Origin of the sequence: Luteitalea sp. TBR-22 (assembly GCF_016865485.1) — a bacterium.
GTDB lineage: Bacteria > Acidobacteriota > Vicinamibacteria > Vicinamibacterales > Vicinamibacteraceae > Luteitalea.
This window is the reverse complement of sequence record NZ_AP024452.1, coordinates 5,396,283-5,420,560: the sequence shown is the minus strand read 5'-3', so window position 1 is coordinate 5,420,560 and position 24,278 is coordinate 5,396,283. Positions and strand designations below refer to the sequence as shown.

18 protein-coding genes are annotated in these 24,278 nt (G+C 70.1%); 11 read left to right on the top strand and 7 right to left on the bottom strand.

The features are described 5' to 3' along the window. Positions 1-68 precede the first annotated feature (68 nt). Positions 69-2,138 carry a hypothetical protein gene (locus tag TBR22_RS22430; RefSeq protein ID WP_239490068.1) on the top strand — a complete coding sequence of 690 codons (2,070 nt, stop codon included), beginning with the start codon at positions 69-71 and terminating at the stop codon, positions 2,136-2,138. 172 nt (positions 2,139-2,310) lie between these two features. On the opposite strand, the gene TBR22_RS22425 is transcribed toward TBR22_RS22430, so the two are convergent. After that, positions 2,311-3,897, bottom strand: a complete 1,587-nt coding sequence (locus TBR22_RS22425; RefSeq protein WP_239490067.1) for an NAD(P)/FAD-dependent oxidoreductase — start codon at positions 3,895-3,897, stop codon at positions 2,311-2,313. A gap of 190 nt (positions 3,898-4,087) precedes the next feature. On the opposite strand from TBR22_RS22425, the gene TBR22_RS22420 reads away from it, so the two are divergent. Both TBR22_RS22420 and TBR22_RS22415 read left to right on the top strand, forming a co-directional pair. After that, positions 4,088-4,330 carry a type II toxin-antitoxin system Phd/YefM family antitoxin gene (locus TBR22_RS22420; RefSeq protein WP_239490066.1) on the top strand — a complete coding sequence of 81 codons (243 nt, stop codon included), beginning with the start codon at positions 4,088-4,090 and terminating at the stop codon, positions 4,328-4,330. Further along, complete coding sequence (locus TBR22_RS22415) at positions 4,327-4,785, top strand: PIN domain-containing protein (protein ID WP_239490065.1); 459 nt, start codon at positions 4,327-4,329, stop codon at positions 4,783-4,785. The genes TBR22_RS22420 and TBR22_RS22415 overlap by 4 nt, the downstream gene beginning before the upstream one ends. A 3-nt stretch (positions 4,786-4,788) precedes the next feature. On the opposite strand, the gene TBR22_RS22410 is transcribed toward TBR22_RS22415, so the two are convergent. After that, complete coding sequence (locus TBR22_RS22410) at positions 4,789-5,007, bottom strand: hypothetical protein (RefSeq protein ID WP_239490064.1); 219 nt, start codon at positions 5,005-5,007, stop codon at positions 4,789-4,791. A 158-nt stretch (positions 5,008-5,165) separates the two neighbouring features. Here TBR22_RS22410 and TBR22_RS22405 point away from each other — a divergent pair, with 158 nt between their 5' ends. The 4 genes from TBR22_RS22405 to TBR22_RS22395 all read left to right on the top strand — a co-directional run bounded on the left by TBR22_RS22405 (position 5,166) and on the right by TBR22_RS22395 (position 11,686). Beyond that, entirely contained in the window at positions 5,166-5,327 is a 162-nt protein-coding gene (locus TBR22_RS22405; RefSeq protein ID WP_239490063.1) for a hypothetical protein, read from the top strand. Further along, a complete protein-coding gene (locus TBR22_RS26990) occupies positions 5,293-5,391 on the top strand; it encodes a PEP-CTERM sorting domain-containing protein (RefSeq protein ID WP_370651370.1) in 99 nt (32 codons plus the stop codon). Before TBR22_RS22405 ends, TBR22_RS26990 begins: the two co-directional genes overlap by 35 nt. Positions 5,392-5,633: 242 nt before the next feature. Then, the gene (gltB, locus tag TBR22_RS22400; protein ID WP_239490062.1) at positions 5,634-10,259 is read left to right on the top strand and encodes a glutamate synthase large subunit; all 4,626 of its coding nucleotides are present in this window, start codon (positions 5,634-5,636) and stop codon (positions 10,257-10,259) included. Then, a complete protein-coding gene (locus TBR22_RS22395; protein ID WP_239490061.1) occupies positions 10,259-11,686 on the top strand; it encodes a glutamate synthase subunit beta in 1,428 nt (475 codons plus the stop codon). Before gltB ends, TBR22_RS22395 begins: the two co-directional genes overlap by 1 nt. Positions 11,687-11,814: 128 nt before the next feature. Here TBR22_RS22395 and TBR22_RS22390 read toward each other — a convergent pair whose 3' ends face one another. Continuing rightward, a complete protein-coding gene (locus TBR22_RS22390; protein ID WP_239490060.1) occupies positions 11,815-12,861 on the bottom strand; it encodes an HD domain-containing phosphohydrolase in 1,047 nt (348 codons plus the stop codon). Positions 12,862-12,897: 36 nt separating this feature from the next. Continuing rightward, a complete protein-coding gene (locus tag TBR22_RS22385) occupies positions 12,898-15,366 on the bottom strand; it encodes a DUF2339 domain-containing protein (RefSeq protein WP_239490059.1) in 2,469 nt (822 codons plus the stop codon). Between the two features lie 129 nt (positions 15,367-15,495). Here TBR22_RS22385 and TBR22_RS22380 point away from each other — a divergent pair, with 129 nt between their 5' ends. Then, positions 15,496-16,506, top strand: coding sequence for a hypothetical protein (locus tag TBR22_RS22380; protein ID WP_239490058.1), 1,011 nt, complete (start codon positions 15,496-15,498; stop codon positions 16,504-16,506). Here TBR22_RS22380 and TBR22_RS22375 read toward each other — a convergent pair. Then, positions 16,503-16,991: a hypothetical protein gene (locus TBR22_RS22375; protein WP_239490057.1), complete on the bottom strand. Its 489-nt coding sequence runs from the start codon at positions 16,989-16,991 to the stop codon at positions 16,503-16,505. The genes TBR22_RS22380 and TBR22_RS22375 overlap by 4 nt on opposite strands. A 150-nt stretch (positions 16,992-17,141) precedes the next feature. Here TBR22_RS22375 and TBR22_RS22370 point away from each other — a divergent pair, with 150 nt between their 5' ends. Then, positions 17,142-18,611, top strand: coding sequence for a M48 family metalloprotease (locus TBR22_RS22370; protein WP_239490056.1), 1,470 nt, complete (start codon positions 17,142-17,144; stop codon positions 18,609-18,611). 49 nt (positions 18,612-18,660) lie between these two features. On the opposite strand, the gene TBR22_RS22365 is transcribed toward TBR22_RS22370, so the two are convergent. Then, on the bottom strand, positions 18,661-21,531 hold the full coding sequence (locus tag TBR22_RS22365) for a SpoIIE family protein phosphatase (protein WP_239490055.1): 2,871 nt from the start codon (positions 21,529-21,531) through the stop codon (positions 18,661-18,663). Positions 21,532-21,743: 212 nt separating this feature from the next. On the opposite strand from TBR22_RS22365, the gene mtgA reads away from it, so the two are divergent. Then, on the top strand, positions 21,744-22,679 hold the full coding sequence (gene mtgA / locus TBR22_RS22360) for a monofunctional biosynthetic peptidoglycan transglycosylase (protein ID WP_239490054.1): 936 nt from the start codon (positions 21,744-21,746) through the stop codon (positions 22,677-22,679). Between the two features lie 59 nt (positions 22,680-22,738). Further along, positions 22,739-23,527, top strand: coding sequence for a hypothetical protein (locus tag TBR22_RS22355; RefSeq protein WP_239490053.1), 789 nt, complete (start codon positions 22,739-22,741; stop codon positions 23,525-23,527). Positions 23,528-23,653: 126 nt separating this feature from the next. On the opposite strand, the gene TBR22_RS22350 is transcribed toward TBR22_RS22355, so the two are convergent. After that, on the bottom strand, positions 23,654-24,187 hold the full coding sequence (locus tag TBR22_RS22350; RefSeq protein WP_239490052.1) for an HNH endonuclease: 534 nt from the start codon (positions 24,185-24,187) through the stop codon (positions 23,654-23,656). Between the last annotated feature and the right edge of the window lie 91 nt (positions 24,188-24,278).

Here is a 24,278-nt window from a genome sequence, read left to right as displayed (position 1 = left end):
AGATCTCCGACAGGGCCGGCATCCTCGGGCGACCGTCGGGCCGCTACCGTTCGCGTCGGAGGGATCTGATGACGCGAGCGTTGATGGTGATGGGCGCGGCCGTGCTGGCCGGCACGGCGCTGTTCGGGCAGCAGCGGCCGGCGGCAGCCAGCCTGGACAAGGCACGGCTCGAGGCGGCGATCAACAAGGAAGTGATCGATGGCGACCTCGAGGCCGCCATCGCGATGTATCAGGAGCTGACGCGTTCGGCAGACCGCGCAGTGGCGGCGCAGTCGTACCTGCGCCTGGGGCAGGGGTACCGTCGGCTCGGCGATCCGCAGGCCAAGCCGACATTGCAGCGCGCGCTGGAGTTCAAGGACCAGCCGCAGGTCGTCGCGAAGGCGCGTGCGGCGCTGGGTCTGCGCGCGCAGGCGGGCAGTGGCCCGACAGCGCCGAGCATGCGGCGCGTGTGGGCGGGGAACGGCGCGTCAAGGCATGGCAGTGTGTCGCCGGACGGTCGCCTGGTGGCCTTCGTGGACCCCGACACGGGCGACCTCGCCGTTCGCGATCTCGAGGCGGGGACCAGCAGGCGGCTCACGCAGAACGAGAATGAGAGCTGGGACCAGTTCGTCGAGTCGAAGACCTTCTCACCCGACGGGGGGCAGATCGCCTACGTCTGGAACGTGAAGGGGGAACGGTACCAGGTCAGCATCGTCGGCGTTGGCGGCGCTGGGGCGGCAGGGCCGCGCACGATCCTGGACCGGTCAGACATCGAGGACATCCTCGTGCGCGATTGGTCGCCCGACGGCAAGTCGCTGACGGCAATATACGAGACCCGCGACTCGTCCGGTGGCGGTGCGCACCTTGCCCTCATCGACGTCGCCGATGGCCGTATGCGCGACCTTCGTGCATCGCTGGACCATTGGCCGACTCGCGCCCTCTTCTCGCCCGACGGTCGCTTCGTGGCGTACGACGTGGTCCGCGGCGACGACACCGGGAACCGAGACATCGTCGTCAGGAGCCTTGCGGATGAAAACGAATGGTTCGTCGCGCCGAGCCGAAGCTACGACGAACTCGTTGGTTGGGGGCCAGACGGCACGCTGCTGGCGTTCGCCAGCGACCGCAGCGGCGTGAACGCGTTGTGGGTCGTCCCGGTCAGCGAGGGCAAGGCAACCGGGGAGCCGCGCCAGGTGTACGGGAACGTCGGAGACGGCACGCTGGGTCTGACGACCAGGGGCGCCCTCTTCGTCGGTGTGGTGGCCGGGGCGGTGGACATCAACGTCGTGGCCGTCGACACGGCCACCGGGAAGCGCCTCGGCGAACCCGAACGCCCGGTCGACCGGCGCCTCGGTCCTGGCCGCAGCGCCGCCTGGTCACCGGACGGAACGACGTTGGCCTTCGCGCTTCAGGAGCAGCGTCGAGGTCAGGGGCGGACGCTGGCCATCCGTGACATGCGCACGGGCGACGTGCGGCAGCTGAGGACCACCCTGCGCAACTTCAACTTCCCGCGGTGGTCACCCGACGGACGTGCGGTCGTCGTCCAGGGAGTCGATAAGGAGCGCAGGCCGGGCATCTTCCGCGTGGCCGTGGAGGGCGGTGAGGTCACGCCCATCGTCCACTCGTCTCCTGGCGTGCAGAACTTCTGGCCGTCGTGGTCGGCCGACGGCCAGCACGTGTACTTCACGCGCGTGTCCAAGGGTGAGGGCGCGTCCACGATCGAGCGCCATCTGCAGACGGGCGCTGAGCGGGAGTTCCCCGGCGTGCGCTCGGGCATCGCGTCGCCGGACGGTCGCTACCTGCTGGAGTCCCCGTGGCAGGACGACCAGGGCCGCATCGGTGAGCTCAGGCTCGTGCCGATCGCCGGTGGCGAGGCGCGCGTGGTCTACAGCGTGCGCGAAGGAGGCTTGCCCTGGGCCAACTGGACGCCCGACAGCAAACACATCCTCGTGAAGTACGCCGGCAAGGATGATCGCGACGACGCCCTGCTGATCCCGATCGATGGCGGCGCACCGACCAAGCTCGATCTTCCCGGGGCCCAGTGGGGATGGATGTCCATGCATCCCGACGGCAAGCGCATCGCCTACCTCGCCGGAAAGCAGGAAGAAGAGGTGTGGGTGATCGAGAACGTCCTGCCCCAGGCGAGGGCGGCGCAGAGATAGGACGGGCGACCAGCGACCGATGTGGAGCTGGCCGCCATCATGCGCGAAAACTCGCGCGGAGGCGAGTGACAGGCGTGGGGCTGGGGGCCCCACGCACGTGCCGCCCGCAACCGCCGGAGCGTGAGTGTTCCGGCCAGCGGAACCGGTCGAGGGGCGACCGGCCCGCCCGTCGTCATGCCGCGACGTGAGCCTTCGGCAACTGGAATACCGCGGCGTTCTCGAAGCCGCCATGATCGCGAGCGATGGTCTTGCCCGCCGCCATCTGCAGGATCACGTCCGCATACCGCTCCAGCTCCGCGAAGTTCTCGGTGAGCCGCATCGTCAGCGTCGCGTCGTCGATGTCGTCCCAGAGCTGGCCCTGGATGCGGTGCAGGTACGGCATGTCGAGCAGCGACATCTGCTGGTAGCCGTAGCTGGCCTGGTCGCTGTCGCTCCAGGCCTTCAGCCTGGCCTGCATGCGCGCGTGCAGGAAGAAGAACCGCGTCAGCAGGCCCTCGAGCTGCTGCATGTAGGCCATGTCGCGGTACTTGCGGCGGAAGTAGAGCAGCGCCGAGATCGCCCAGTAGCAGGCGTTGTCCCAGGCCACCTTCACCGTCATCACCTGGGCGTTGCCCATGATCGGGTACTGCCCGTCGTACAGCTTCAGGAATGCCTGGAACAGCAGCAGGTACATGCGGCTGAAGAACGCCGCGTGGTGGGTGATGTCCTCGCCGCGACGGTCACGCGCGATCAGCTCCGCAGTGATGTCGTTGCCGATCGAGATGAAGTCCGAGCCCGGGGAGTAGAACGGATCGGTGAACACGCCGGCCTCGCCGATCAGCGCCCAGCGGTCGGCCGAGTACATCTGCGTGCAGTTGTGCGAGAAGTGCTGCAGGCCGAGGAAGTCGTCGAGCTCGCTGCGATGGTCCTCGAGGTACTCGGCGCACTGCGGCTCGAACTTGTGCAGCCACGCCATCGCCTTGTCGAAGCGGTTCAGCGTCTGGTACGGGTGAATCGCGTCGTCGGCGACGATGCCGATGCTGTGGCTCTCGGAGGCGAGCGGGATCAGCCACGTCCAGTAGCCCTTGCCCATCAGGTGGACCGTGCTCATCCACCGCTCCTCGGTGGGCATCCAGTCCTTCCACGAGGCCTTGGGGGACCAGTCGTCGATCTTGATGCGGCTGCCCATCCGGAACCACACGGCGTTGGCGTTGTGCGACGCCGTCCGCGTGAGCCCGAGCTTGCGGCGGATCAGGCCGGCGCGGCCGGAGCCGTCGACCACCCAGCGTCCCTTGAAGCTCTGAATCTTGCCGTCGATCTCGATGTCGACGCGATGGTGCGGGTCGCCGAATTCGATGGCCTTGACCTTCACGCCGTCGAGCACCTCGATGCCGGCCTTGCGATCCTCCTCGAGCAGGAAGTTCTCGAGACGGCCGCGATCGAGCTGGAAGGAGGGCACTTTCGGGAACGTCTTCGGCCCGAGCTCGATCCGCTGCGTGACGTCGCGGTTGTCGCCTTCGGTGAAGAAGTAGCGCAACCCGAGCTTGTAGAGCTGCTTCTCGAGCAGGTGCGGCTCGAGGCCGAGGATCTTGGAGAAGTAGTGGGCCCCGATCTCGACGCTCGACTCGCCGACCTTGTGGGCGGCCTCGGGCACCGGGTGCTTCTTCTTCTCGGCCACCAGGATGGTGATGTCCGGGTGTTCCTGGCGGAGCTGGCGGGCGAGGCAGAGGCCTGCAAGGCCACCGCCGGCGATGATCACGTCGTAGGTCGTCAGGGACATGAAGGTCGGGAGTCGGGAAGCGGGAGTCGGGAGTCGGGACGTAGCGCCGGCCAGTGCCGACCCTCTGGAATCACGAAGCCTTATCTTGCACCACTGTTGACGTGTCGCAAGCCACACTCGATTCACGGAGTGCCGAGGTCGAGCCGGTCGCTGACTTGCCGAACGTAGTGAAAGGCACTACATTTCGGCGATGGATGCCCACGTCCCAGCCGCCGAGGCCAACCGGCGCTTCTCCGAACTCCTTCGTCGTGCTCGGGAGGGCCACACCACCGTCATCACGTCGCACGGACGGGCCGTCGCCCGACTCGTGCCGATGACGGCCGAGGACGAGCGCATCGCGTCGGCCCGCCGCGCCCTGTTCGAGCGCCTGCACGAGACACCTGCCGTCGACGCGCCCCGCTGGACCCGAGACGAGCTGTACGACGAGCCGTGAAGGTCGCCCTCGACACGAACATCCTCGCGTGCGCCGAGGGAGTGAACGGCGCGGAGCGTCAGGCCACGACCTGTGGATGGCTCGAGGCGGCACCCATCGGAGAAGTGGTCATCCCCGCGCAGGCGCTCGGCGAGTTGTTCGACGTGCTGGTCCGCAAGGCGGGGCGACCGCCGGTGGACGCGAATGCCGCCGTCCTTGCCTGGCGCAATGCCTATCCCGTGATCGACTCGTCGGCCGACGTCGTCCTGCAGGCCACCCGGCTCGTCATGCAGCACCGACTGGGCACCTGGGATGCGGTCATCCTCGCGGCCGCGAGCGCGGCCGGTTGCGGGATGTTGCTGTCGGAAGACCTGCAGGACGGGTTCACGTGGGGCGGAGTCACCGTGGTGAACCCCTATGTCGCCCCGCAGGGGGAGGGGCGGCCCGTCCGGCTCCCCGCCTGGTTGAGCGACTAGGGACTATTTGCCCTCGCGGCGGCCCTGCGGGCGCTGGGTGCGTGCGGCGGGGTGAGCCTGGGCGCGCGTCACGTGGGCCGGCTTCCGGGTGACCTCGGCGTCCTCTCCCGCGTGGGCGTCGGGCGCCGCCAGGCCGTCCTGCTTCGCCAGGCGTTGCCTCAGCAGGGCCACCTTCTCCTGCGCCCGCTTCTTGGCGTCGCTCGTCCCCGTCGTCTTTGCCATTTGTCCATCGTACTCCCTGCCGCGACGCACGACCGCCCGGGGACGCCCCCACGCGGGATGTCCCTGAGCCACAGAATGCCCCCGAAGCCTCGTGCCCAGAGCCCTGAGCCTGCTTCGCAGCCAGCAGCGTCGCGACGTCCAGCGCCCACACCTCCGACATGGCCACCGTTCTGGTGCTGGCCACGACGCGAGACCCCGACGGCTCCGTGAACCGCGACGTCCGGATCGCGTCGGAGTCCGGCTTCGAATACACCCAGCCGATTGCGGGGGATTTCTCCTGGTTCGATGGCGACGACGGCGGGCCCCCCGCCGGTCCCTGAACCATCAACGACCGCGCTGCTCGGGACGGCCCTCGCCGTGGCCCTGGCGGCGCGCCGCCGCTGACGCCCCGGCTGCCGTGAAGGCGCGGGGGCGGCGGCTTCCCGCGCCGCCGGGCGGGCCCGCAGGTATCAGTGCCACTAATGGCAAGTTCACGCCGGCTAATCAGGGGCGCCCCGCAGCGCCCGGGTGGCGCATTTCGTCCATAAGCCAGACGCATGCTCGTGCGTGTTGGCATACACTCCTCGCACGCATCACCAACCGGCGGGACGTGTCCCCGCTGGTCTCCCGGTGGGCGGGGTGCCCCAATGGACAGCACGCAGTCGCCCCAGAGGCCGCAAGGCGGCCTGTACGACCCGTCTTTCGAACACGATGCCTGCGGCGTCGGGTTCCTCGCGCACCTGAAGGCGCAGCCGTCGCACGATCTCGTCGACCGCGCGCTCCGGGCGCTCGAGCGGATGGAGCACCGCGGCGCCACCGGCGCCGAGCACAACACCGGCGACGGCGCCGGCATCCTGCTCCAGATCCCGCACAAGCTGTTCGAGCGCGAGTGCGCCCTCGGGCGCATCATCGAGCCCGAAGGCGGCAAGCCCCTCGCCGTGCTGCCCGCGCCGGGCAAGTACGCCGTCGGCCTCGTGTTCTCCTCGCCCGACCCGCAGGCCGCCGCGCTAGCGAAGCTGATCTTCGCCATGGTGGTGCGGCAGGAAGGCCAGGTCCTGCTCGGGTGGCGCCGCGTGCCCACCGACAACCGCTCGCTCGGCCAGACGGCACGGTCTGTCGAGCCGGTGATGGACCACGTCTTCCTCGCGCCGGGCCCCGACGTCGCCGACCAGGCCGCGTTCGAGCGCAAGCTGTACGTGATCCGCAAGCGGTACCAGACGACCATCCGCACCAGCGGCATCGACGACACGAAGTACTTCCACGTCCCCTCGCTCTCGTCGCGCACGCTGACCTACAAGGGCATGCTGACGCCGCCGCAGGTGCGTGAGTACTTCTCCGACCTCGACGATCCGCGCACCGAGAGCGCGCTGGCGCTCTTCCACTCGCGCTTCAGCACCAACACGTTCCCGAGCTGGGAGCTCGCGCACCCGTACCACCTCATCGCCCACAACGGCGAGATCAACACCCTGCGCGGCAACATCAACTGGATGCGGGCCCGCGAGGCCATGCTGGCCTCGCCGCTGTTCGGCGACGACCTCAAGAAGGTCCTGCCAATCGTCCGCGAGGGCCTGAGCGACTCGGCCTGCCTCGACAGCGTCCTCGAGCTGCTCGTGCAGGGCGGCCGCTCGCTGCCGCACGCCGTGATGATGCTGGTGCCCGAGGCGTGGGAGCACCACGACACGATGAGCGAGGAGAAGAAGGCGTTCTACGCCTACCACTCCTGCCTCGTCGAGCCGTGGGACGGCCCGGCCTGCGTCACCTTCACCGACGGCACGCAGATCGGCGCGGTGCTCGATCGCAACGGCCTGCGGCCGGCGCGCTACTGGGTGACCGCCGACGACTACGTGATCCTCGCCTCCGAGGTCGGCGTCCTCGACGTCGAGCCGTCGAAGGTCGTCGAGAAGGGCCGGCTGCAGCCCGGCAAGATGTTCCTGGTCGACCTCTCGGAGCAGCGGATCATCGCCGACGAGGAGATCAAGCACCGCATCGCCAGCGAGAAGCCGTACCAGGAGTGGGTGAGTCAGCACCTCATCCCGCTCGAGGCGCTGCAGCCGGCCGAGACGCCGGCGCCGGTCGAGGGCGACGCGCTGCGCACCATGCAGCAGGCGTTCGGCTACACGCAGGAAGACCTCAAGGTCCTGATGGCGCCGATGGCGCTCAAGGGCGAGGAGCCGATCGGCTCGATGGGCAACGACGCGGCCCTTGCGGTGCTGAGCCGCAAGTCGCGGCCGCTGCCCGACTACTTCCAGCAGCTGTTCGCGCAGGTCACCAACCCGCCGCTCGACGCCATCCGCGAGAAGCTGGTCACCTCGGTCGGCACGGCGATCGGCCCCGAGCGCAACCTGCTCGACCCGCAGCCCGAGAGCTGCCGGATGGTGCTCTGCGAGAGCCCCTTCCTCGACAACGCGCAGATGGCGCGGTTCAAGGCGCTGCAGCGCTACGACCGCGCCGGGCGCCTGCTCGCGGCGGCGCGTGACGACCAGCCGTTCTACGTCACCGTGCTCGACATGGTCTTCCCGGTGGCCGACGGCCCCGACGGCCTCGAGCCGGCGTTGCGCGCGATGTTTGCCAAGGCCGACACCGCGATCAGCAACGGCGCCAAGGTGCTCGTGCTCTCGGATCGCGGCGTGACCGCGAAGAAGTGCCCGATCCCGGCGCTGCTGGCCGTGGCCGGCCTGCAGAACCACCTGGTGCGCGCCAGCACCCGCACGCGCGTCACGCTCATCGTCGAGACCGGCGAGGCCCGCGAGGTGCACCACTTCGCGACGCTGATCGGCTACGGCGCGAGCGCCGTCAACCCGTGGCTGGCGCTCGACTCGCTCGCGGAACTCCGCGCGCTCGGCCTGGCCGACGCCGGCACGCCCGACGAGTACCTGCGCGAGAAGTACCTCAAGGCCGTCGAGAAGGGCGTGGTCAAGGTGATGTCCAAGATGGGCATCAGCACGGTGGCCAGCTACCGCGGCGCGCAGATCTTCGAGGCCGTCGGCCTGGCCCGGGAGCTGGTCGATCGCTACTTCACCAACACGCCTTCGCGCATCGGCGGCGTCGGCATGAAGGAGATCGCGCGCGAGGCGCTGCTCAACCACGAGCGCGCGTACCGGCCGCAGACCCAGGTCGAGCGCGAGCTCGAGTCGGGCGGCCAGTACCAGTGGCGCCGCGACGGCGAGCTGCACCTGTTCAACCCGGAGACGGTGTTCAAGCTGCAGCACGCGACCCGCACGAAGCGGTACGACATCTTCAAGCAGTACACGCGGGCGGTCGACGACCAGAGTCGCGACCAGGCGACGCTGCGCGGCCTGTTCACGCTGCGCACCGGCGTGCGCCCGGCCGTGCCGCTCGAGGAGGTCGAGCCCGTCGAGTCGATCGTCAGGCGCTTTGCCAGCGGCGCGATGAGCTTCGGCTCGATCAGCGCCGAAGCGCACGAGACCCTGGCGATTGCGATGAACCGCCTCGGCGGCCGCAGCAACAGCGGCGAAGGCGGCGAGGATCCGCATCGCTTCACGCCCGATGCCAACGGCGACAGCCGCCGCAGCGCGATCAAGCAGGTGGCCTCGGGCCGCTTCGGCGTCACCAGCCACTACCTGGTCAACGCCGACGAACTGCAGATCAAGATGGCGCAGGGCGCCAAGCCCGGCGAGGGTGGTCAGCTGCCCGGCAACAAGGTCTACCCGTGGATCGCGAAGGTGCGGCACTCGACGCCGGGCGTGGGCCTCATCAGCCCGCCGCCGCACCACGACATCTACTCGATCGAGGACCTGGCGCAGCTGATCTACGACCTGCGCAACGCCAACCCGCGCGCCCGCATCAGCGTGAAGCTGGTGTCGGAAGTCGGCGTCGGCACCGTCGCGGCGGGCGTCGCCAAGGCCAAGAGCGATCTGGTGCTGATCAGCGGCCACGATGGCGGCACCGGCGCCAGCCCGCTCACGTCCCTGAAGCACGCCGGCGTGCCGTGGGAACTCGGCCTGGCCGAGACGCAGCAGACGCTGGTCGCCAACCGGCTGCGCGACCGCGTCACCGTGCAGGTCGACGGCCAGATGAAGACCGGCCGCGACGTGGTGATCGGGGCGCTGCTCGGCGCCGAGGAGTTCGGCTTCGCCACCGCGCCGCTGGTCGTGATGGGCTGCGTGATGATGCGCGTGTGCCACCTCGACACGTGCCCGGTCGGCATCGCCACCCAGAATCCGACGCTCCGCGCCAAGTTCACGGGCCAGGCCGAGCACGTCGTGAACTTCTTCCATTTCGTCGCCGAGGAAGTGCGCGAGCTGATGGCGCAGCTCGGTTTCCGGACCATCGAGGAGATGGTCGGCCGCGCCGACCTGCTCGACATCCAGCCGGCGGTCGACCACTGGAAGGCCAAGGGCCTCGACCTGTCGCGCATCCTCGACACGACGCACGTGTTCGGGGCCGAGGGCGCCACGCCCCCGGCGCTGCATCGCACCGTCACGCAGCAGGTGGACCTCTCGTCGGTGCTCGACGCGGAGCTGATTCGCCTGGCCGCGCCGGCGCTCGAGCACCGCGACAAGGTCACCCTCGACCTGCCGATCCGCAACGTCGACCGCTCGGTCGGCACGATGCTCGGCAGCGAGGTGAGCCGTCGTTTCGGCGCGCAGGGCCTGGCCCACGACACCATCGACATCGTCTTCCGCGGCTCGGCCGGCCAGAGCTTCGGCGCGTTCCTCCCGGCGGGCATCACGCTGCGCCTCGAGGGCGACGCCAACGACTACGTCGGCAAGGGGCTGTCGGGTGGCCGCGTCATCGTGCGGCCGCCCCACGATGCGCCGTTCGCCGCGGAGAAGAACGTGATCGCCGGCAACGTCGCCCTGTACGGCGCCACGAGCGGGGAGGCGTTCCTCCGTGGCGTGGTCGGCGAGCGCTTCGCGGTCCGGAACAGCGGCGCGACGGCGGTCGTCGAGGGCGTCGGCGACCACGGGTGCGAGTACATGACCGGCGGCCGCGTGCTCGTGCTCGGCCGCACCGGTCGCAACTTCGCGGCAGGCATGAGCGGCGGCGTCGCCTACGTCCTCGACGAGGACGGCGACTTCGCGCAGCGCTGCAACCGCGAGATGGTCCTGCTCGAGGGCATCGACGCCGAGGACGAGCACTTCCTGCGCGAACTGCTGGAGCGACACAAGGCGACCACCGGATCGACGGTCGCCGCGCGCCTGCTCGAGCACTGGCCCGACACGGTGGCGCGCCTGGTGCGCGTGATGCCGACCGAGTACAAGAAGGCGCTCGAGGCGCAACGCGCCGAGTTGCAGGGGGTGGCGGTGTAATGGGCAAGCCGACGGGGTTCCTCGAACTCACGCGCGAGACGCCGACGCGGCGTCCGGTCGACCAGCGGGTCAAGGACTGGGAAGAGGTGTACGAGCCCTTCCCGGTGGCGTCGCTGCGCGCGCAGGCCAGCCGCTGCATGGACTGCGGCATCCCGTTCTGCCACCAGGGCTGCCCGCTCGGCAACCTGATCCCGGACTGGAACGACCTGATCTACCGCGACCGGTGGAAGGAGGCGGCCGCGCGCCTGCACGCCACCAACAACTTCCCCGAGTTCACCGGACGCCTGTGCCCCGCGCCCTGCGAGGCGGCCTGCGTGCTCGGCATCAACGACCTGCCCGTCACCATCAAGCAGGTCGAGGTGTCGATCATCGACCACGCCTTCGAGCAGGGCTGGGTCGTGCCCGAGCCGGCGCCGGTTCGCACCGGCAAGAAGGTGGCGGTGGTCGGCTCCGGTCCCGCCGGCCTGGCCGCCGCGCAGCAACTCGCGCGACAAGGGCATGACGTCGTGCTGTTCGAGCGCGCCGACCGCATCGGCGGCCTGCTCCGCTACGGCATCCCCGATTTCAAGATGCACCGTCGCCTGCTCGATCGGCGGCTGGAGCAGATGCAGGCCGAGGGCGTGGAGTTCCGCACCAGCGCCGACGTCGGCGGCGACATCTCGGGCGAGCAACTGCGCAAGGACTTCGATGCAGTGTGCCTGGCGGTCGGGGCGACCCAACCGCGCGCGCTCACCGTGCCCGGCGCCGACCTGAAGGGCGTCGCCATGGCGATGACCTACCTCGAGCGCCAGAACCGCATCATCGCCGGCGACGACGTCGCAGCGGATCCGTTCCTCGACGCCGCGGGCAAGCGCGTGATCATCCTCGGTGGCGGCGACACCGGCGCCGACTGCCTCGGCACGGCGCATCGGCAGGGCGCCGCGAGCGTCAAGCAGTTCGAGATCGCGGCCCGGCCACCCGACAGCCGCAGCCCCGCCGACCCCTGGCCCCAGTGGCCCAACATCTACCGCGTGTCGGCCGCGCACGAGGAGGGTGGCGAGCGCGACTACGCCATCATGACCACGAAGCTCGAGGGCGAGAACGGCGTGCTGAAGCGCCTGCACGCGGTCCGCGTCGAGATGGTGAAGAAGGACAACGGGCAGATCGCCTTCGAGCCGATTGCCGGCACCGAGTTCACCGAGGACGTCGACCTGGTCTTCCTCGCGATGGGGTTCACCGGCCCGGAGCCGTTGCCCGTCTTCCAGCAACTCGGCGTCGAGTGCGACGCCGCCGGCCGCGTCAAGGCCGATCCGGTCACGCGCCAGACCACCGTGCCCGGCGTATTCGTCGCCGGCGACGCACGCCGCGGCGCGTCACTCATCGTGTGGGCGATTGCCGAGGGACGGCAGGCGGCGGAGCAGATCGGCAAGTACCTCGAGAACCGCTAGAGTTTCAGAATCGCAGGAATTTCAGAATTGCCGGCACCTTCGTTGCTGCCTCGAAGGTTGGCTGTGCCGACGCAATTCTGAAATCCTGAAATCCTGAAATTCCCTGATTGCGCCTGCCCGTCGTTGCGCTACTCGACGGTCACCTCGCCGCGGTTGACGATGCGCAACAGCGCGTCCACCACGGCGGGGTCGAACTGGCGCCCCTTCTGCCGGTTCAGTTCCTCGAGCACTTCCGACAGCGGCCACGACTTCTTGTACGTGCGGGCGTGTGTCAGCGCGTCGAACACGTCGGCGACGGCGACGATGCGGCTGACGAGCGGGATCGCGTCGCCCTGCAGCCCCTGCAGGTACCCCGAGCCGTCCCACTGCTCGTGGTGCGTGCGCGCGATCTCCTCGGCCATCTGCAGCAGCGGATGCGTGCTGCCCGACAGCAGGCGGGCGCCGATCGTCGTGTGCGTCTTGACGACGCCGAACTCGTCGTCGCTGAGCCCGCCGCCCTTGAGCAGGATGCTGTCGGGCACCGCGATCTTGCCGAGGTCGTGCAGCGGCGCGGCGAGGCGGAGCAGTGCCACCTCCTGTTCCTCCATGCCCAGTTCCCGCGCGAGTGCGGCCGACAGCCGGCCGACCCGCTCGGTGTGCTGCATCGTGTCGTCGTCGCGGAAGTCGGCGGCGCGCGACAGGCGGTTGAGGATTTCGAGCTGCGCTTGCTCGAGTTCCTCCGTGCGCTCCTGCACACGCGCCTCGAGCACCTCGTTCTGCGCCTGCAGCGCGAGATAGAGGTAGCGCGCCTCGAGCAGGTTGCGGATGCGCAGCACGATCTCGGTCGCGTCGAACGGCTTGTTGACGAAGTCCTTGGCGCCCATCGAGAGGGCGCGCTTCTTCAGGTGCGTGTCGGCGTCGGCCGTGATGAACACGATCGGCAGGTAGCCATCCGCGGGGAGCAGCGGCGCCAGTTCATCGAGGACGCCGAACCCGTCGAGGCCGGGCATGTGCAGGTCGAGCAGGACCAGGTCGGGCTTGTGTTCCGCGAAGAGCGGCCGGGCGTGCTCCGGCTGCGTCGTCGTGACGACGCGCGAGAACCCGGCGCGGCGGAGGAGCCGGTCGATGATGTTGACGTTCTGGACCTGGTCGTCGACCGCGAGGATGCAGGCCTCGGGCCACGAGAAGTCGGCCATGCGCGAGTCCGATCCTGACCGGTCCCGGCGGCGCTGTCAAAGGCCGCGCGACGAGTCGTCGCGGCGCGCCGCCGCCACCCGCTGGTACAGGTACGACGCGGCCACCAGCAGCGCGCCGACGCCGAGCACGCTGAGCATCTGGTAGACCCTGTCGAGTTCGGCGATGTCCTTGGTCATCACCTTGACCAGCGTGAGGCCGAACAGCGCGATGGCCAGGTAGCGGGCCGGGGCGTAGGCGCGCCAGAATCCGGCGGCCACCAGGCCCACGGCGTAGAGCGCCCACGACACCGAGAGGGCCACCTGCTCGGCCAGTTCGGCGCGTGCCACGTCGGCCGGGCGATCGTCGGTGCTCGCCGCCAGCGCCCGCTGGCCGAACACCAGCACGATCTCGGACGAGATCCAGCCGATCGCCAGCACGTTGGCCCCCACCACGAGGGCGTGGCGCGCCATCGGGCCGCCGAAGTGGTCGGGGGCGTCCTTGGCGCGGGCCGCCAGCCAGGCCATCGCGGCGATCACGACGATGGCGGCGAGCGTGCGCGTGTTGACGATGGGCCAGGTGCCGACGGGCATCGGCGCGACGAGCGCCTCGGCGAGGCGCATCGCGGCCATCACGAAGAGCACCAGTGCGCCTCGATCGAGCCAGGGGCTCCGTGACTGCAGGGCGGCGTAGCCCAGCGCCGCGCCCTCGAGCGCCCAGCCGATGGCGACGACCGGCCCCTCGAACCACTCGCTGATCGCCACGGCGGCCAGCGTGCCCGCCAGGGCGACGAATTGCCAGGACAGCACGGGGATGCGCGACCGCACCACCGCCCAGAGACCGAGGTTCCATGCAGCCAGCACGGTCAGCATCGGGGCGTTCCACCACGCGGCGTGTTCGGCGAAGAACGCGTACAGCGCCAGCGGCAGGAACACGCCCGTGGCGTGGGTGTGCACCAGTTCGGCGACGGGCACCGGCGCTTGCGGGTCATCGTCGCTGAGGTCGCGCCACTGGCCCGCCAGGTGCAGCAGGTACAGGGCGCACGCGGTCACGACACCGCCCGTGTGAAAGCGCGGCGTGACCAGCTCCCCCATCCAGTCGATGAACGGCAGCGCCACCAGCACGAGCAGGACCGTGCGCGCCCAGCGCCATCCGGCGTGGTAGCTCGCCGACAGGCCGGCCACCGTCACCAGCAGCAGGTAGACGAGGAACTGCCCGTGCGCCCGGCCGATCAGCCAGAGGGCGGCCACGTGATACAGCACCGGCGCGGCCAGCAGGATCCACGACACCGGCACGGCGAGGGCGGTCCGGGTCCGCTGCGTCCGCAGCACGGCGATGATTGCCGAGACGAGGACGAGGTGTATCGTGAGGAGCAGCAGGGTGCGCAGGCCTGCCGCGGGGGCGTAGTGCTGCGCTGCCCAGGCGACCGACATCGCCGCGGCGAGCGCGGGGCCCAGCAGCGCGACGCCCGCCCAGGCGTGCCGCCACACCATCAACAGGACACCGGCCAGCAGCAGCGCGTTGTACAGGAACAGCACGACCTGCCGGTCCTGCCCGCCGCCGACGAGCGCTGGCGTCAGGAAGCCGCCCAGCACCGCGAGCGCGCCGAGCATCTCGACCCGGTGCCGGTCGGCGAGCACGACGCCGAGGGCCGTGACGAGCACCATGGCGCCGAACGCCGTGCCCGGTGACACGAGCTCGTAGACGTGCAGGGCTGCATAGATCGCGACGTACAGCACCACGAGGCCGCCGCCACTCAGCGCGTGCCCGAAGAACGCCAGCCCGTTGCGCACGAAGCGCTGGCCGACCGCCACGAGAGCCGCGCCGGCGCCCAGTCCGATCAGCACGCGCAACGGCTCGCTGACCCACCCGTTGTCGAACGCGAACTTGATGAAGTAACTGACCCCCAGGATCAGCGCGCCGATGCCGGCGTACAGCAGCCAGCGGGCGCCGATGCGCTCCTCGAGCCCTTCGGGTGTGGTCGCGGCTGGAGCGATCGTGCTGCCGGGCAGCGCGTGTGCACCCGGGTGCTCGCCTGGCGCCGTACCGCCGTCCGGGGGCGCCGACGTGTCGTGCACACCGCCGGGGAGAGCCGCGGCCTCCTGCCCGGGCATCGGCGAGAGTCCAGCCATCCCGGCAGCGGTCGCCGACTCTCGTGCCGCGGTCGACTCGCGTGGATCCGGGATCACCGCGCCACGCTCGTCGAGCATGGTGCCCGGCGGCAACGGGACCGGCAACGGGACCGGCGGCGGGACCGACAGGCCGTCGGTGGTCGGCGGCGGTGGCGCGGCCATGTCGCGCACCTGCGATGCCCAGGCCGCGCGGGCTGCCTCGTCGGCCTCGTGAGGCGCGGGGGGCGGGCCGGCTGCGCGCAGCGCCTCGACCTCGGCGCGCAGCGCGGCCACCTCGCGGCCGAGCGCTTCGGCGCGTCGCGTCGCCTGCGAGGCTCGCAGGAAGGACAGGACCGGCAGCACGAACGCGACTGCGAGCGACGCACCGAGGAAGACGAGCCCGATCAGGATGTCCACGATGTGCCCGCGAGTATAATCTGGAGGTTACGCGCGCCCGTCGACTCGCCCACGAGCCTGCCCCTTTCACCTGATCGGCGGGACCGGCCGAGGGCAGCCCGGAGGCGCCCTTCAGGAGATTTCCCGTTCATGGCCATCCGTGTCCTGCACGTGGGGCTTGGTCCCATCGGAGTCGGTGTCGTCCGCCAGTGCGCCTCGCGCAAGGGCTTCAAGATCGTCGGCGCGGTCGATCTCGACCCGGCCAAGATCGGCAAGGATCTCGGCGAGGTCGCCGACCTCGGGCGCAGCCTCAAGGTGAAGGTCGAGGGCCGCCTCGGCGCCGCGATCAAGGCCGGCAAGCCCGACGTCGTGGTGCTGTGCACCAGTTCGTCGCTCGCCAAGGTGACCGATCAGGTCGCCGACGTGCTCGCGTACAAGCTGCCGATCGTGTCGACGACCGAGGAACTCGCCTACCCGTGGTTCTCCAACAAGCGCCTCGCCAAGAAGATCGACGCGATGGCGCGCAAGGCGAAGGTGGCCGTCCTCGGGACCGGCGTCAACCCGGGCTTCACGATGGACGCCTTGCCCATCACCCTCACTGGCGTGTGCGAGCGCGTCGACACCATCCGCGTCGAGCGCATCCAGGACGCCTCCATCCGGCGCCTGCCGTTCCAGCAGAAGATCGGCGCGGGGCTCACGCCCGAGCAGTTCGCCGAGAAGGTCCAGGGCGGGTCGGTCCGTCACGTCGGCCTGACCGAGTCGGTGGCGATGATCGCCGACGCCATGGGCTGGAAGCTCGACAGCATCACCGACGTCATCGGCCCCAAGATCGCGCAGAAGCCCACCCGCAGCCAGTTCCTCGAGGTCAAGAAGGGGCAGGTCGCCGGCATCGTGCAGACCGGCACCGGCTACGACAAGGACGGGCAGGCGCTGATCACCCTCCACATGGAGGCCTACCTCGGCGCGCCCGAATCCTACGACGCCGTCATCGTCAAGGGCGTGCCCGACCTGCACATGAAGATCGCGGGGGGCGTCCACGGCGACATCGCCACCGCTTCCATCACCGTGAACTCCATCCCCAAGGTGCTGACCGCGCCGGCCGGCCTGCAGACGATGCGCAGCATGGTCATCCCGTCGTACTTCGGCGGCAAGGTGCGCTAGGCGCCGGCGATCACGACGCTGTCGTCCACCGCGAGGCGCACCAGGAAGGCGCCGAGCAGGAGCAGCGGCGTCGGGTCGGCGAGCGTGGCCCCCGACGGAGCGACGTCGATCGTGATGTCGCTCTGCAACGGGCCCGCGATGGCGAACGTCAGCAGCCGTACCCGATCACCCAGTCGCTCGAAGCCCCAGCAGTCGGCGCCGGCCCCGAACGTACGCCAGGCGACGACCTCGCCACCGGGCACCTCGAGTTCCCCGTCCAGCGACCAGGGCTGGCGCAACAACAACGGTGGCTGCCGGCCATCGGCGGGCAGCACGTGCACGCCCTGGTGCAGCACGCCGCGACGCTGCAGGTGCCACACGCCGCGGCTCGTCAGGCCGCTGGCGCGGCCGTAGCCACTGAATCCCAGCGATCCCACGCAGGTGTCCTGATCGAACAGCCACGCCGTGCGCCGGTGGGCGGGAGTCCAGCGCAGCCGTGCGGGCAAGGGCGCAGGAAGGGCATGCAGCTCCGGGGTCATCACCCCGTGAGGACGAGATCGTCACGGCAGTTGTTCGATCGCGCCGGAAACCTCGCCGGACGTGTCGCGCCCGGGTTGGCGCCCTCCTTGCTACTGTGAGGAGGGCAGGAGAGTCCGATGAGCCGACGTTTCGCAGGGCTGCAAGGTCTGGCGCTCGCCGCGGGCGTTGCCGCGATCACGGTCGCGTGCGCCACCAATCCCGCGACGGGCAAGAAGGAGTTCAACCTCATGAGCGAGGCCCAGGAGGTCGCGCTCGGCAAGGAATCCGATCCCCAGATCCGGCAGGAAATGGGGGTCGTCAACGATCCGGAGTTGCAGCGTTACGTCGACGGCATCGGCCGCCGGCTCGCCAGCGCCACCGAGCGGCCCCAGCTCCCGTGGTCCTTCGCCATCGTCGATGCCCCGGCCGTGAACGCGTTCGCGGTGCCTGGTGGCTTCGTCTACGTCACCCGAGGCATCCTCGGGCACCTCAACAGCGAAGCGGAACTGGCCGGGGTGCTCGGTCACGAGATCGCCCACGTGACCGCACGACATTCGGCCGCGCAGTACAGCAAGCAGACAGCCGGTTCGCTCGGCCTCCTGCTCGGCCAGATCTTCGTCCCCGAGCTTCGCCCCTTCGGACAGGCGGCCGAGGCCGGCCTCGGCCTCCTCTTCCTGAAGTTCGGGCGTGACGACGAGCTGCAGGCCGATGAGTTGGGCGCGGGCTACGCCACCGCGCAGGGGTGGGATCCGCGCGGCGTCGCCAGCATGCTCGAAACGCTCGGCAGGCTGGACGAGGGAAGTGACCGCAAGGGCGTGCCCAACTGGATGTCCACACACCCGATGCCTGCCGATCGCGTCGCTCGGCTCGACGCACGCGTCGCGGCGCTGCGCGCCCAGGCGGGCGGCCGGGAGCTGGCCGTCAATCGCGCGGCATACCTCGATCGCATCGACGGGCTGATGTTCGGTGACAACCCGCGGGAAGGGGTGCTGCGAGGCAACGCCTTCCTCCATCCCGACCTCGGCTTCCGCATGACGTTCCCCGAGGGCTGGCAGGTCCAGAACACCCCGCAGCAGGTCGTGGCGCAGCCACAGGGTGGCGGCGGCTACGTGTTCCTGCAACTGGTCCAGCAGCCGCAGGGCGCGTCGCTGCGTGACGTCGCGGCAGCCGACCTCGGGCAGACCGGGTTGCAGTACCTCGAGGGCGGCGAGACGCGCGTGAACGGCTTGCCGGCCTTCATCGCGACGTTCCGTGGGCAACTGCAGGACCAGGGCGAGGTGGTGCTGCGCGCGGCGTGGATCGCGCACGCGCAGAAGGTGTTCCGCGTGGCCGGCCTCGCCTCGGCGGCCAACGCGCAGGCCATCGCGCGCGCCGTGGACGGGACGGTCCGGTCGTTCGAGCCACTCAGCCGCGGGGAGGCCGAGCGCATCCGGCCGAACGTCATCACCCTCCAGACCGCGCAGGCCGGCGACACCTGGGAGCGACTCGCATCGGGACCGGGTCGGGGCCTCGTGCCGGCCCGCACGCTGGCCGTGATCAACGGGTACACGCTGCAGGAACCGCCACGCGCCGGCGAACGGATCAAGATCGTCGTCGAACAGCGGTGACGAGGTACGGCGTTCGGCGTGCGATCGGTCGTACGCCGCAGTCCTGAACCTACCCGATCCCCGGCAGCCGGATCTTCTGGGTCTGGAAGAGCGTGTGCGGCCCCTGACGCGCGACGACGGCGAGGAGCGTGACGTCGTCGTCGAACTGGCCCTGCGTCCACGCGGCGATGGAAGACAACACGTCGTCGCGCAGGTTGCCGGCATTGGCATGGGGGCGCTCGACGATCTCCAGCAGGCGAGGGACGCCGAATTCCTCGCCCTCCGGGCTGCGACCCTCGGTGACGCCGTCGGTGAAGAGGAGGAGGCGCGCGTCGGTGTCGAGCTGCACGGTGGCGTCGCGATAGGGGTGCGTGCGCAGCAGGCCGAGGCCGGGGTCGCCGAGTGCGAGTTCGTGCACGTGGCCGCCGGAGACGAGCATCGGCGGATTGTGCCCCGCGTTGGCGTAGCGGAGTTCGCCGGTCGAGAGCCGCAGGACCCCGAAGAAGAACGTCACGAACCGGCCCTTGCGCAGGTTGCTGGCCAGCGTCTCGTTGACGCGGGTGCACAGGTCGGCCGGCGTCACGTCCGGCCCGGCCAGCGCCTTCACCGTCGCCTGCAGGTTGGCCATCACCAGCGACGCGGCCAGTCCCTTGCCGGACACGTCGGCCACGCAGATCGCCACCGCATCGGTCGAGAGCCACCACGCATCGTAGTAGTCGCCGCCCACGGTGAGTGCCGGGTGCCAGGCGCCGGCGATCGAGAACGCCTCCGGCTGCGGCAACTGCTGCGGCAGAAGCGCACGCTGGTTGTCGAAGGCTTCCTTCAGCGACGCGTCGTGGAGGCGCGCGTCGATGTCGGCCAGCGCCATCGCGGTCTGTGCCGCTAGCGACGACAACAGTTCCATGTCGCGGTCGTGCCAGGCATCGTCGGATCGCTTGCGGCCCAGGCCGAGCACGATGGGCACCTCGGTGCCGTGGCGCACCGGCAGCAGCACTTCGACGCCGAGGCGAGCCCAGGCGCGCGCCTCTTCCACCACCATCGTGATCTCGCCGAGGACGGTCGGGCCCTCGAGGTCCTGGGCCCGCTGGCCGACCCACGGCAGGGCGGAGTAGGCCTCGCGGGCGGTCGGGTCGGGCGAATGCGCGGCCACGAACTCGCCCTGGTCCTCGCGCCGCCTGAACACGTACGACGGGCCATGCGGGATGGCTTCCTGCAGGGCGAGGACCAGGCGCCGCTCCAGGTCCTCGCGCCGCGCGACGGTGCGCAGGGCCTGGCCGTGGCGCGCCAGCACGCCCACCGGGTCAGGCGTCCGCCGGTAGAAGTGCTTGTCGACGCGTCGCTGCACCCGTCGGCGCAGCGGCTCGACCAGCGACACCGCGATCAGCGTCACGACGATCGTCGTCACCCGATTGGTGTCGGCGGCTTCCGCGACGACGGTGGCCAGCAGCAGCACCACGGCGAAGGTCCCCACGAAGACGCTGGCACTCGTGAGGAGGTAGAAGAACGTCAGGCGGATGATGAACCGGATGTCCATCAGCCCGTAGCGCAGCACGGCCGCCGCGAAGGCGAGCGGAATCACCGAGTAGGCCACCCACGTGGAGATCTCGAAGACCGAGAAGAGCCACGGCGGGGGCGCGCTGCCGGTGGAGAACGACAGGGCGATGGACAGCAGCGACAGCGCCACCGCGATGCCGAGCGCCAGCGCGATGCTGAGCAGGGGCCACCGGATCTGCTGGCGCAGGTCCTCGCTGCTCATCGTCCAGGAGCGCCACATCGTGACACCGCACGCCAGGGGGTAGGCGATGCCGACGAAGATGCTGAAGAGGCCGAGCGTGCCGCCGAGCAGCAGGCCGGCCGTCAGGCCCGCCGCCTCGCGGGAGCGCAGGCCGAGCACGAGCAAGCCGACCAGCAGGGTGGCCATCACGGCCAGGGCGAACGTCGCGCCCAGCCAGTGCGCCTCGTCGGTCAGCAGGGTGCGGATCGACTGCCGGCGCAGTCGCGTCCACCAGAGGCGCAGGGCCAGGCCCCCGGCCAGGGCCGCCACGACGAACCCCGCCGGCATGCGCGCCGGCGCCGGCAGCCAGCGCAGCATCAGCAGCACGACGACCGGCGCGGCGAGGCAGCCGACCAGCGACGGCACCAGGTAGGTCCAGCGAAGCGCCCGCCCCAGGGTGATCGGCGACAGGCGCGGCTGCGGGAACAGCGTCAGGAAATGCAGCAGCGTCGGGTTGATCGCCAGCGCGCACACGTAGGTGATGGCCAGCGAGGTCACGTTGAACCGCGCGAAGGCGTCGGGCAGCGGCAGCACCGTCTCGGGCACCTGGCTCAGGCCCGGCACCGAGAAGTTCAGCATCGACAGGCCGAACGAGCAGCCGAACAGCATGAAGAGCAGCGCGCGAGGGTCGTGGGGCCGCCACTTGAAGACCAGCGACGGGATGCCCAGGAACAGCGTGAAGACCAGCAACAGCCGCACGCCGACGCCGAGCCACTGGCGTCCCCCGGCGAGCACCGGCGCGGCGGTGACGTGGCGTGTCAGTCGGCGCCCCTCCCTGACGATGGTGAAGGCGACGACATCGCCCGGGCGCAAGGCATCGTGGCGGGCCGCCAGGCCGCGCGTATCGGTGGCTGCCAGGCCGTCGATGCGCTCGACCTGGTCGCCGGCGCGGATGTCGGCGGCCGCGGCCGGCCCCCGCGACCGCACGTTGCGCACCACGACCGGGGCGCCCGGATCGACGGGTCGCCAGGGCACCGTCCCGGCGCGGCTCATCTGCAGTCCGAGGGTCGGCAACTCGCGAGTCCGAACCAGGGCGACCACGACCCAGAGGCACACGGCGACCAGGGCGATCAGCACGAGCGTGGCCAGGAGACGACGATGCCGCAGCATCGCCGCGGTCACTGCGTCGTGGGTCACCTCCGCCGGCGCCTGGACCTGAGCGGTCATCTGCTGAGGATTGTACGGGAGAGGCGGGGAAGCGTCGGGAATGCCCGTCGGCGTCGGGACGGGGCGGCCGACCGCACGAGGCGGCGCGCGCCGGCGGCGCGAGGCTGACGCGTTAGTTCATCGTGACCCATCTGCCCGGTCCAGGGTACCGGTCATGGGTCGCCGTGGCCCACTCGCCTCGTCGCAGTGACGGTTTGTATACTGACGCCGACATGCCGCCACCCCGCCGCCGCCCTGCCCGCGCGAGTGCCTCGTCGCCCCGCCTGCGCACGGCCTGGCGCGTGCTCGCGGGGGCGGTCGCCGTCGGCGTGGTGGCCGTGGGCTTTCTCGTCGTGACGGTCCCCGATGTGCGCCCGCTCCTCGGCGCGCCCCCCGTCGACACCGCGTTCATGCGCGCCCGCCAGCGCCAGGCTCACGCCGAGGGCCGTCCGCTCCGCCAGGACTACCGGTTCGTGCCCTACGCGCGCATCGCGCAGACGCTCAAGCGCGCCGTGCTGGTCACCGAGGACAGCGGGTTCTGGGAGCACGAAGGCATCGAGCTCGAGGCGATGAAGGAGTCGCTCGAGGCCAGCATCGCCAAGGGCGCCATCGTGCGTGGCGGCTCGACCATCACGCAGCAGCTGGCCAAGAACCTCTTCCTCTCGGAGTCGAAGGACCCGCTGCGCAAGCTGCGCGAGATCATGATCGCGCACCGCCTCGAGCGGGTGCTCGGCAAGACGCGTATCCTCGAGCTGTACCTCAACGTCGTCGAGTGGGGCGACGACACGTGGGGCGCCGAAGCGGCGAGCCGCCACTACTTCAGGAAGCCTGCCTCGAGCCTGGGCGCCAGTGAAGCGGCACTCCTGGCCGGCGCGCTGATCAATCCCAACATCTACAACCCCGGCCATCCGCCGCGACGGCTGCTGCGTCGGCAGGCGATGATCCTGCGCCGCATGCAGATGCGCGACGCGCCGGTCCCGCCCCCGGTGCAGGAAGTGGTCGCCACTGCGCCGCCTGCCGAGGAGGCGCCGGCGGAGACCACTCCCGCACAGCCCGCGTCAGAGCCTCAGGAAGCTCCCGCGACCGAGGCGCCGGCACCCGAGACGCCGTCCTTACCTTCGTCAGAAGAGCTGCCGCCGCGTCCAGCGACACCTGTCCCTCGTGCTTGACCGCGTGGCGGTTGCGGGTGTCTCATGTTGCGGCTCCCCTTACCGATTCGCTGACAGGGATGTTCCACTTCACCGACGCGCTCTCCGGGCTCATTGCCGACATCGCCCAGCGCGTACCTGCGCTCGCGCACGTACGTCCGGAGCGCACGCTCGTGTTCGCGCGCCGCGGCCGCACCGGCGCCGACGGTCCCAACGCGACCTGCCATTGCCTCACCCTGCCGACGAGCGAGCCGGGTTACTACTTCTGGGCCGACGCCATCACCGGCTCGATCACGCGACGGTCGCCCTGGTTCGTGACGCGCTCCCCCGAGGTGATCGTCAACGGCACCCCCATCGAGTACATGATCTCCGTCGGGCTGCCGAGATTTGCCGATCAGGTCGGCCGCCGCAAGCTCGAACGTTACGTGGGCCTGCCGCCGTGGGTCGTCCGCCTCGACACTGTGGTGCACGAGCTCTATCACATCGCGCCTGACGCCTCCGGGCTGCGACAGCTCGCGCGCGCCGACGGCACGCTCGACCAGCGCACGCACCCGCCGCGGTTCTTCGACGACGTGCGTGACCTCGTGCTCGCCTACCTCGAGACCGCGCCATCACCCGACGTGCTCGAGGTGGTCCGCCACGACTTCGCGACGCTGCAGGCTCGACACGGGAGCGTGGTGGGGACGACGTTCCGCGATGGCACCTACCCGCAGCGATACGTCCACGTGCTCGACGCCCAGCCGGCCGAGCCCGATGTGCTCGTCGAACCGCTGAAGGAGGCGCCCGGCCGGGCCCGCTTCACCGAGGCGGATCTCGTGGTGCGCGACTTCAGCCGCGCGAGGGCGACCACGCCGGTGCGCGCCGCATAGCCGCAATTTGAAATTCGAAATGTGAAATGACCGGCGACGCGGCCTCCGGCCGCTGCCGCGCGACACGCCTCGAAGGGCGGCGGCGTAGCCGCGCCCGCGAGAATTTCCAATTTCCAATCTGGAATTTCAGGTCTCGTCCAGCGCCACGTTCCAGTACAGGTAGTCGCGCCAGCTGTCCGGGGTGTGCCGCAACCCGATGGTGAGCCGCACGGCTGGCGCCTTGGACGGCCGCCGCGGCGCGCGGATCAGCGTCATGCCCGCCTGTTCGGGCGTGCGTCCGCCCTTGCGCCTGTTGCACTGCACACAGGCGGCGACGATGTTGTCCCAGGTCTTGCGTCCACCCTGGGCCACGGGGATGACGTGGTCGAACGTGAGGTCGGCGGCCGAGAAGCGCACGCCGCAGTACTGGCAGGTGCAGGCGTCGCGGGCATAGATGTTCGCGCGCGAGAAGGGCACATCGTCGATGGCCCGCCTGATGCGAATCCGCCGCAGCAGGCGGATGACCGAGGGAAGACGGAAGCTCAGCGAGACGGAGCGCACTTCCCGGTCGTAGCTGGCCACCACCTCCACCTTGCCCTGGCACCAGAGCGTGAGGGCTTTCTGCCAGTCGACGACCTTGAGGGGCTCCCACGTCGCGTTGAGCAGCAGTGTCTGCTCCATAAGCGCCGTAACCCACCCCGGGGGGCCTCCTCGAGCCACCCCTTCCACGTGCCCACGAACTGAAGGTAGTCTGTGCGAGCCCGATCGGGAC

Coding starts and splice junctions, on each gene's coding strand:
- TBR22_RS22420 (WP_239490066.1), top strand. CDS start 4,088: ATGGATGCCCACGTCCCAGCCGCCGAGGCCAACCGGCGCTTCTCCGAA.
- gltB (WP_239490062.1), top strand. CDS start 5,634: ATGGACAGCACGCAGTCGCCCCAGAGGCCGCAAGGCGGCCTGTACGAC.
- TBR22_RS22365 (WP_239490055.1), bottom strand. CDS start 21,531: ATGACCGCTCAGGTCCAGGCGCCGGCGGAGGTGACCCACGACGCAGTG.
- TBR22_RS22405 (WP_239490063.1), top strand. CDS start 5,166: ATGGCCACCGTTCTGGTGCTGGCCACGACGCGAGACCCCGACGGCTCC.
- mtgA (WP_239490054.1), top strand. CDS start 21,744: ATGCCGCCACCCCGCCGCCGCCCTGCCCGCGCGAGTGCCTCGTCGCCC.
- TBR22_RS22370 (WP_239490056.1), top strand. CDS start 17,142: ATGAGCCGACGTTTCGCAGGGCTGCAAGGTCTGGCGCTCGCCGCGGGC.
- TBR22_RS22425 (WP_239490067.1), bottom strand. CDS start 3,897: ATGTCCCTGACGACCTACGACGTGATCATCGCCGGCGGTGGCCTTGCA.
- TBR22_RS22390 (WP_239490060.1), bottom strand. CDS start 12,861: ATGGCCGACTTCTCGTGGCCCGAGGCCTGCATCCTCGCGGTCGACGAC.
- TBR22_RS22380 (WP_239490058.1), top strand. CDS start 15,496: ATGGCCATCCGTGTCCTGCACGTGGGGCTTGGTCCCATCGGAGTCGGT.
- TBR22_RS22350 (WP_239490052.1), bottom strand. CDS start 24,187: ATGGAGCAGACACTGCTGCTCAACGCGACGTGGGAGCCCCTCAAGGTC.
- TBR22_RS26990 (WP_370651370.1), top strand. CDS start 5,293: ATGGCGACGACGGCGGGCCCCCCGCCGGTCCCTGAACCATCAACGACC.
- TBR22_RS22355 (WP_239490053.1), top strand. CDS start 22,739: ATGTTCCACTTCACCGACGCGCTCTCCGGGCTCATTGCCGACATCGCC.
- TBR22_RS22395 (WP_239490061.1), top strand. CDS start 10,259: ATGGGCAAGCCGACGGGGTTCCTCGAACTCACGCGCGAGACGCCGACG.
- TBR22_RS22410 (WP_239490064.1), bottom strand. CDS start 5,007: ATGGCAAAGACGACGGGGACGAGCGACGCCAAGAAGCGGGCGCAGGAG.
- TBR22_RS22430 (WP_239490068.1), top strand. CDS start 69: ATGACGCGAGCGTTGATGGTGATGGGCGCGGCCGTGCTGGCCGGCACG.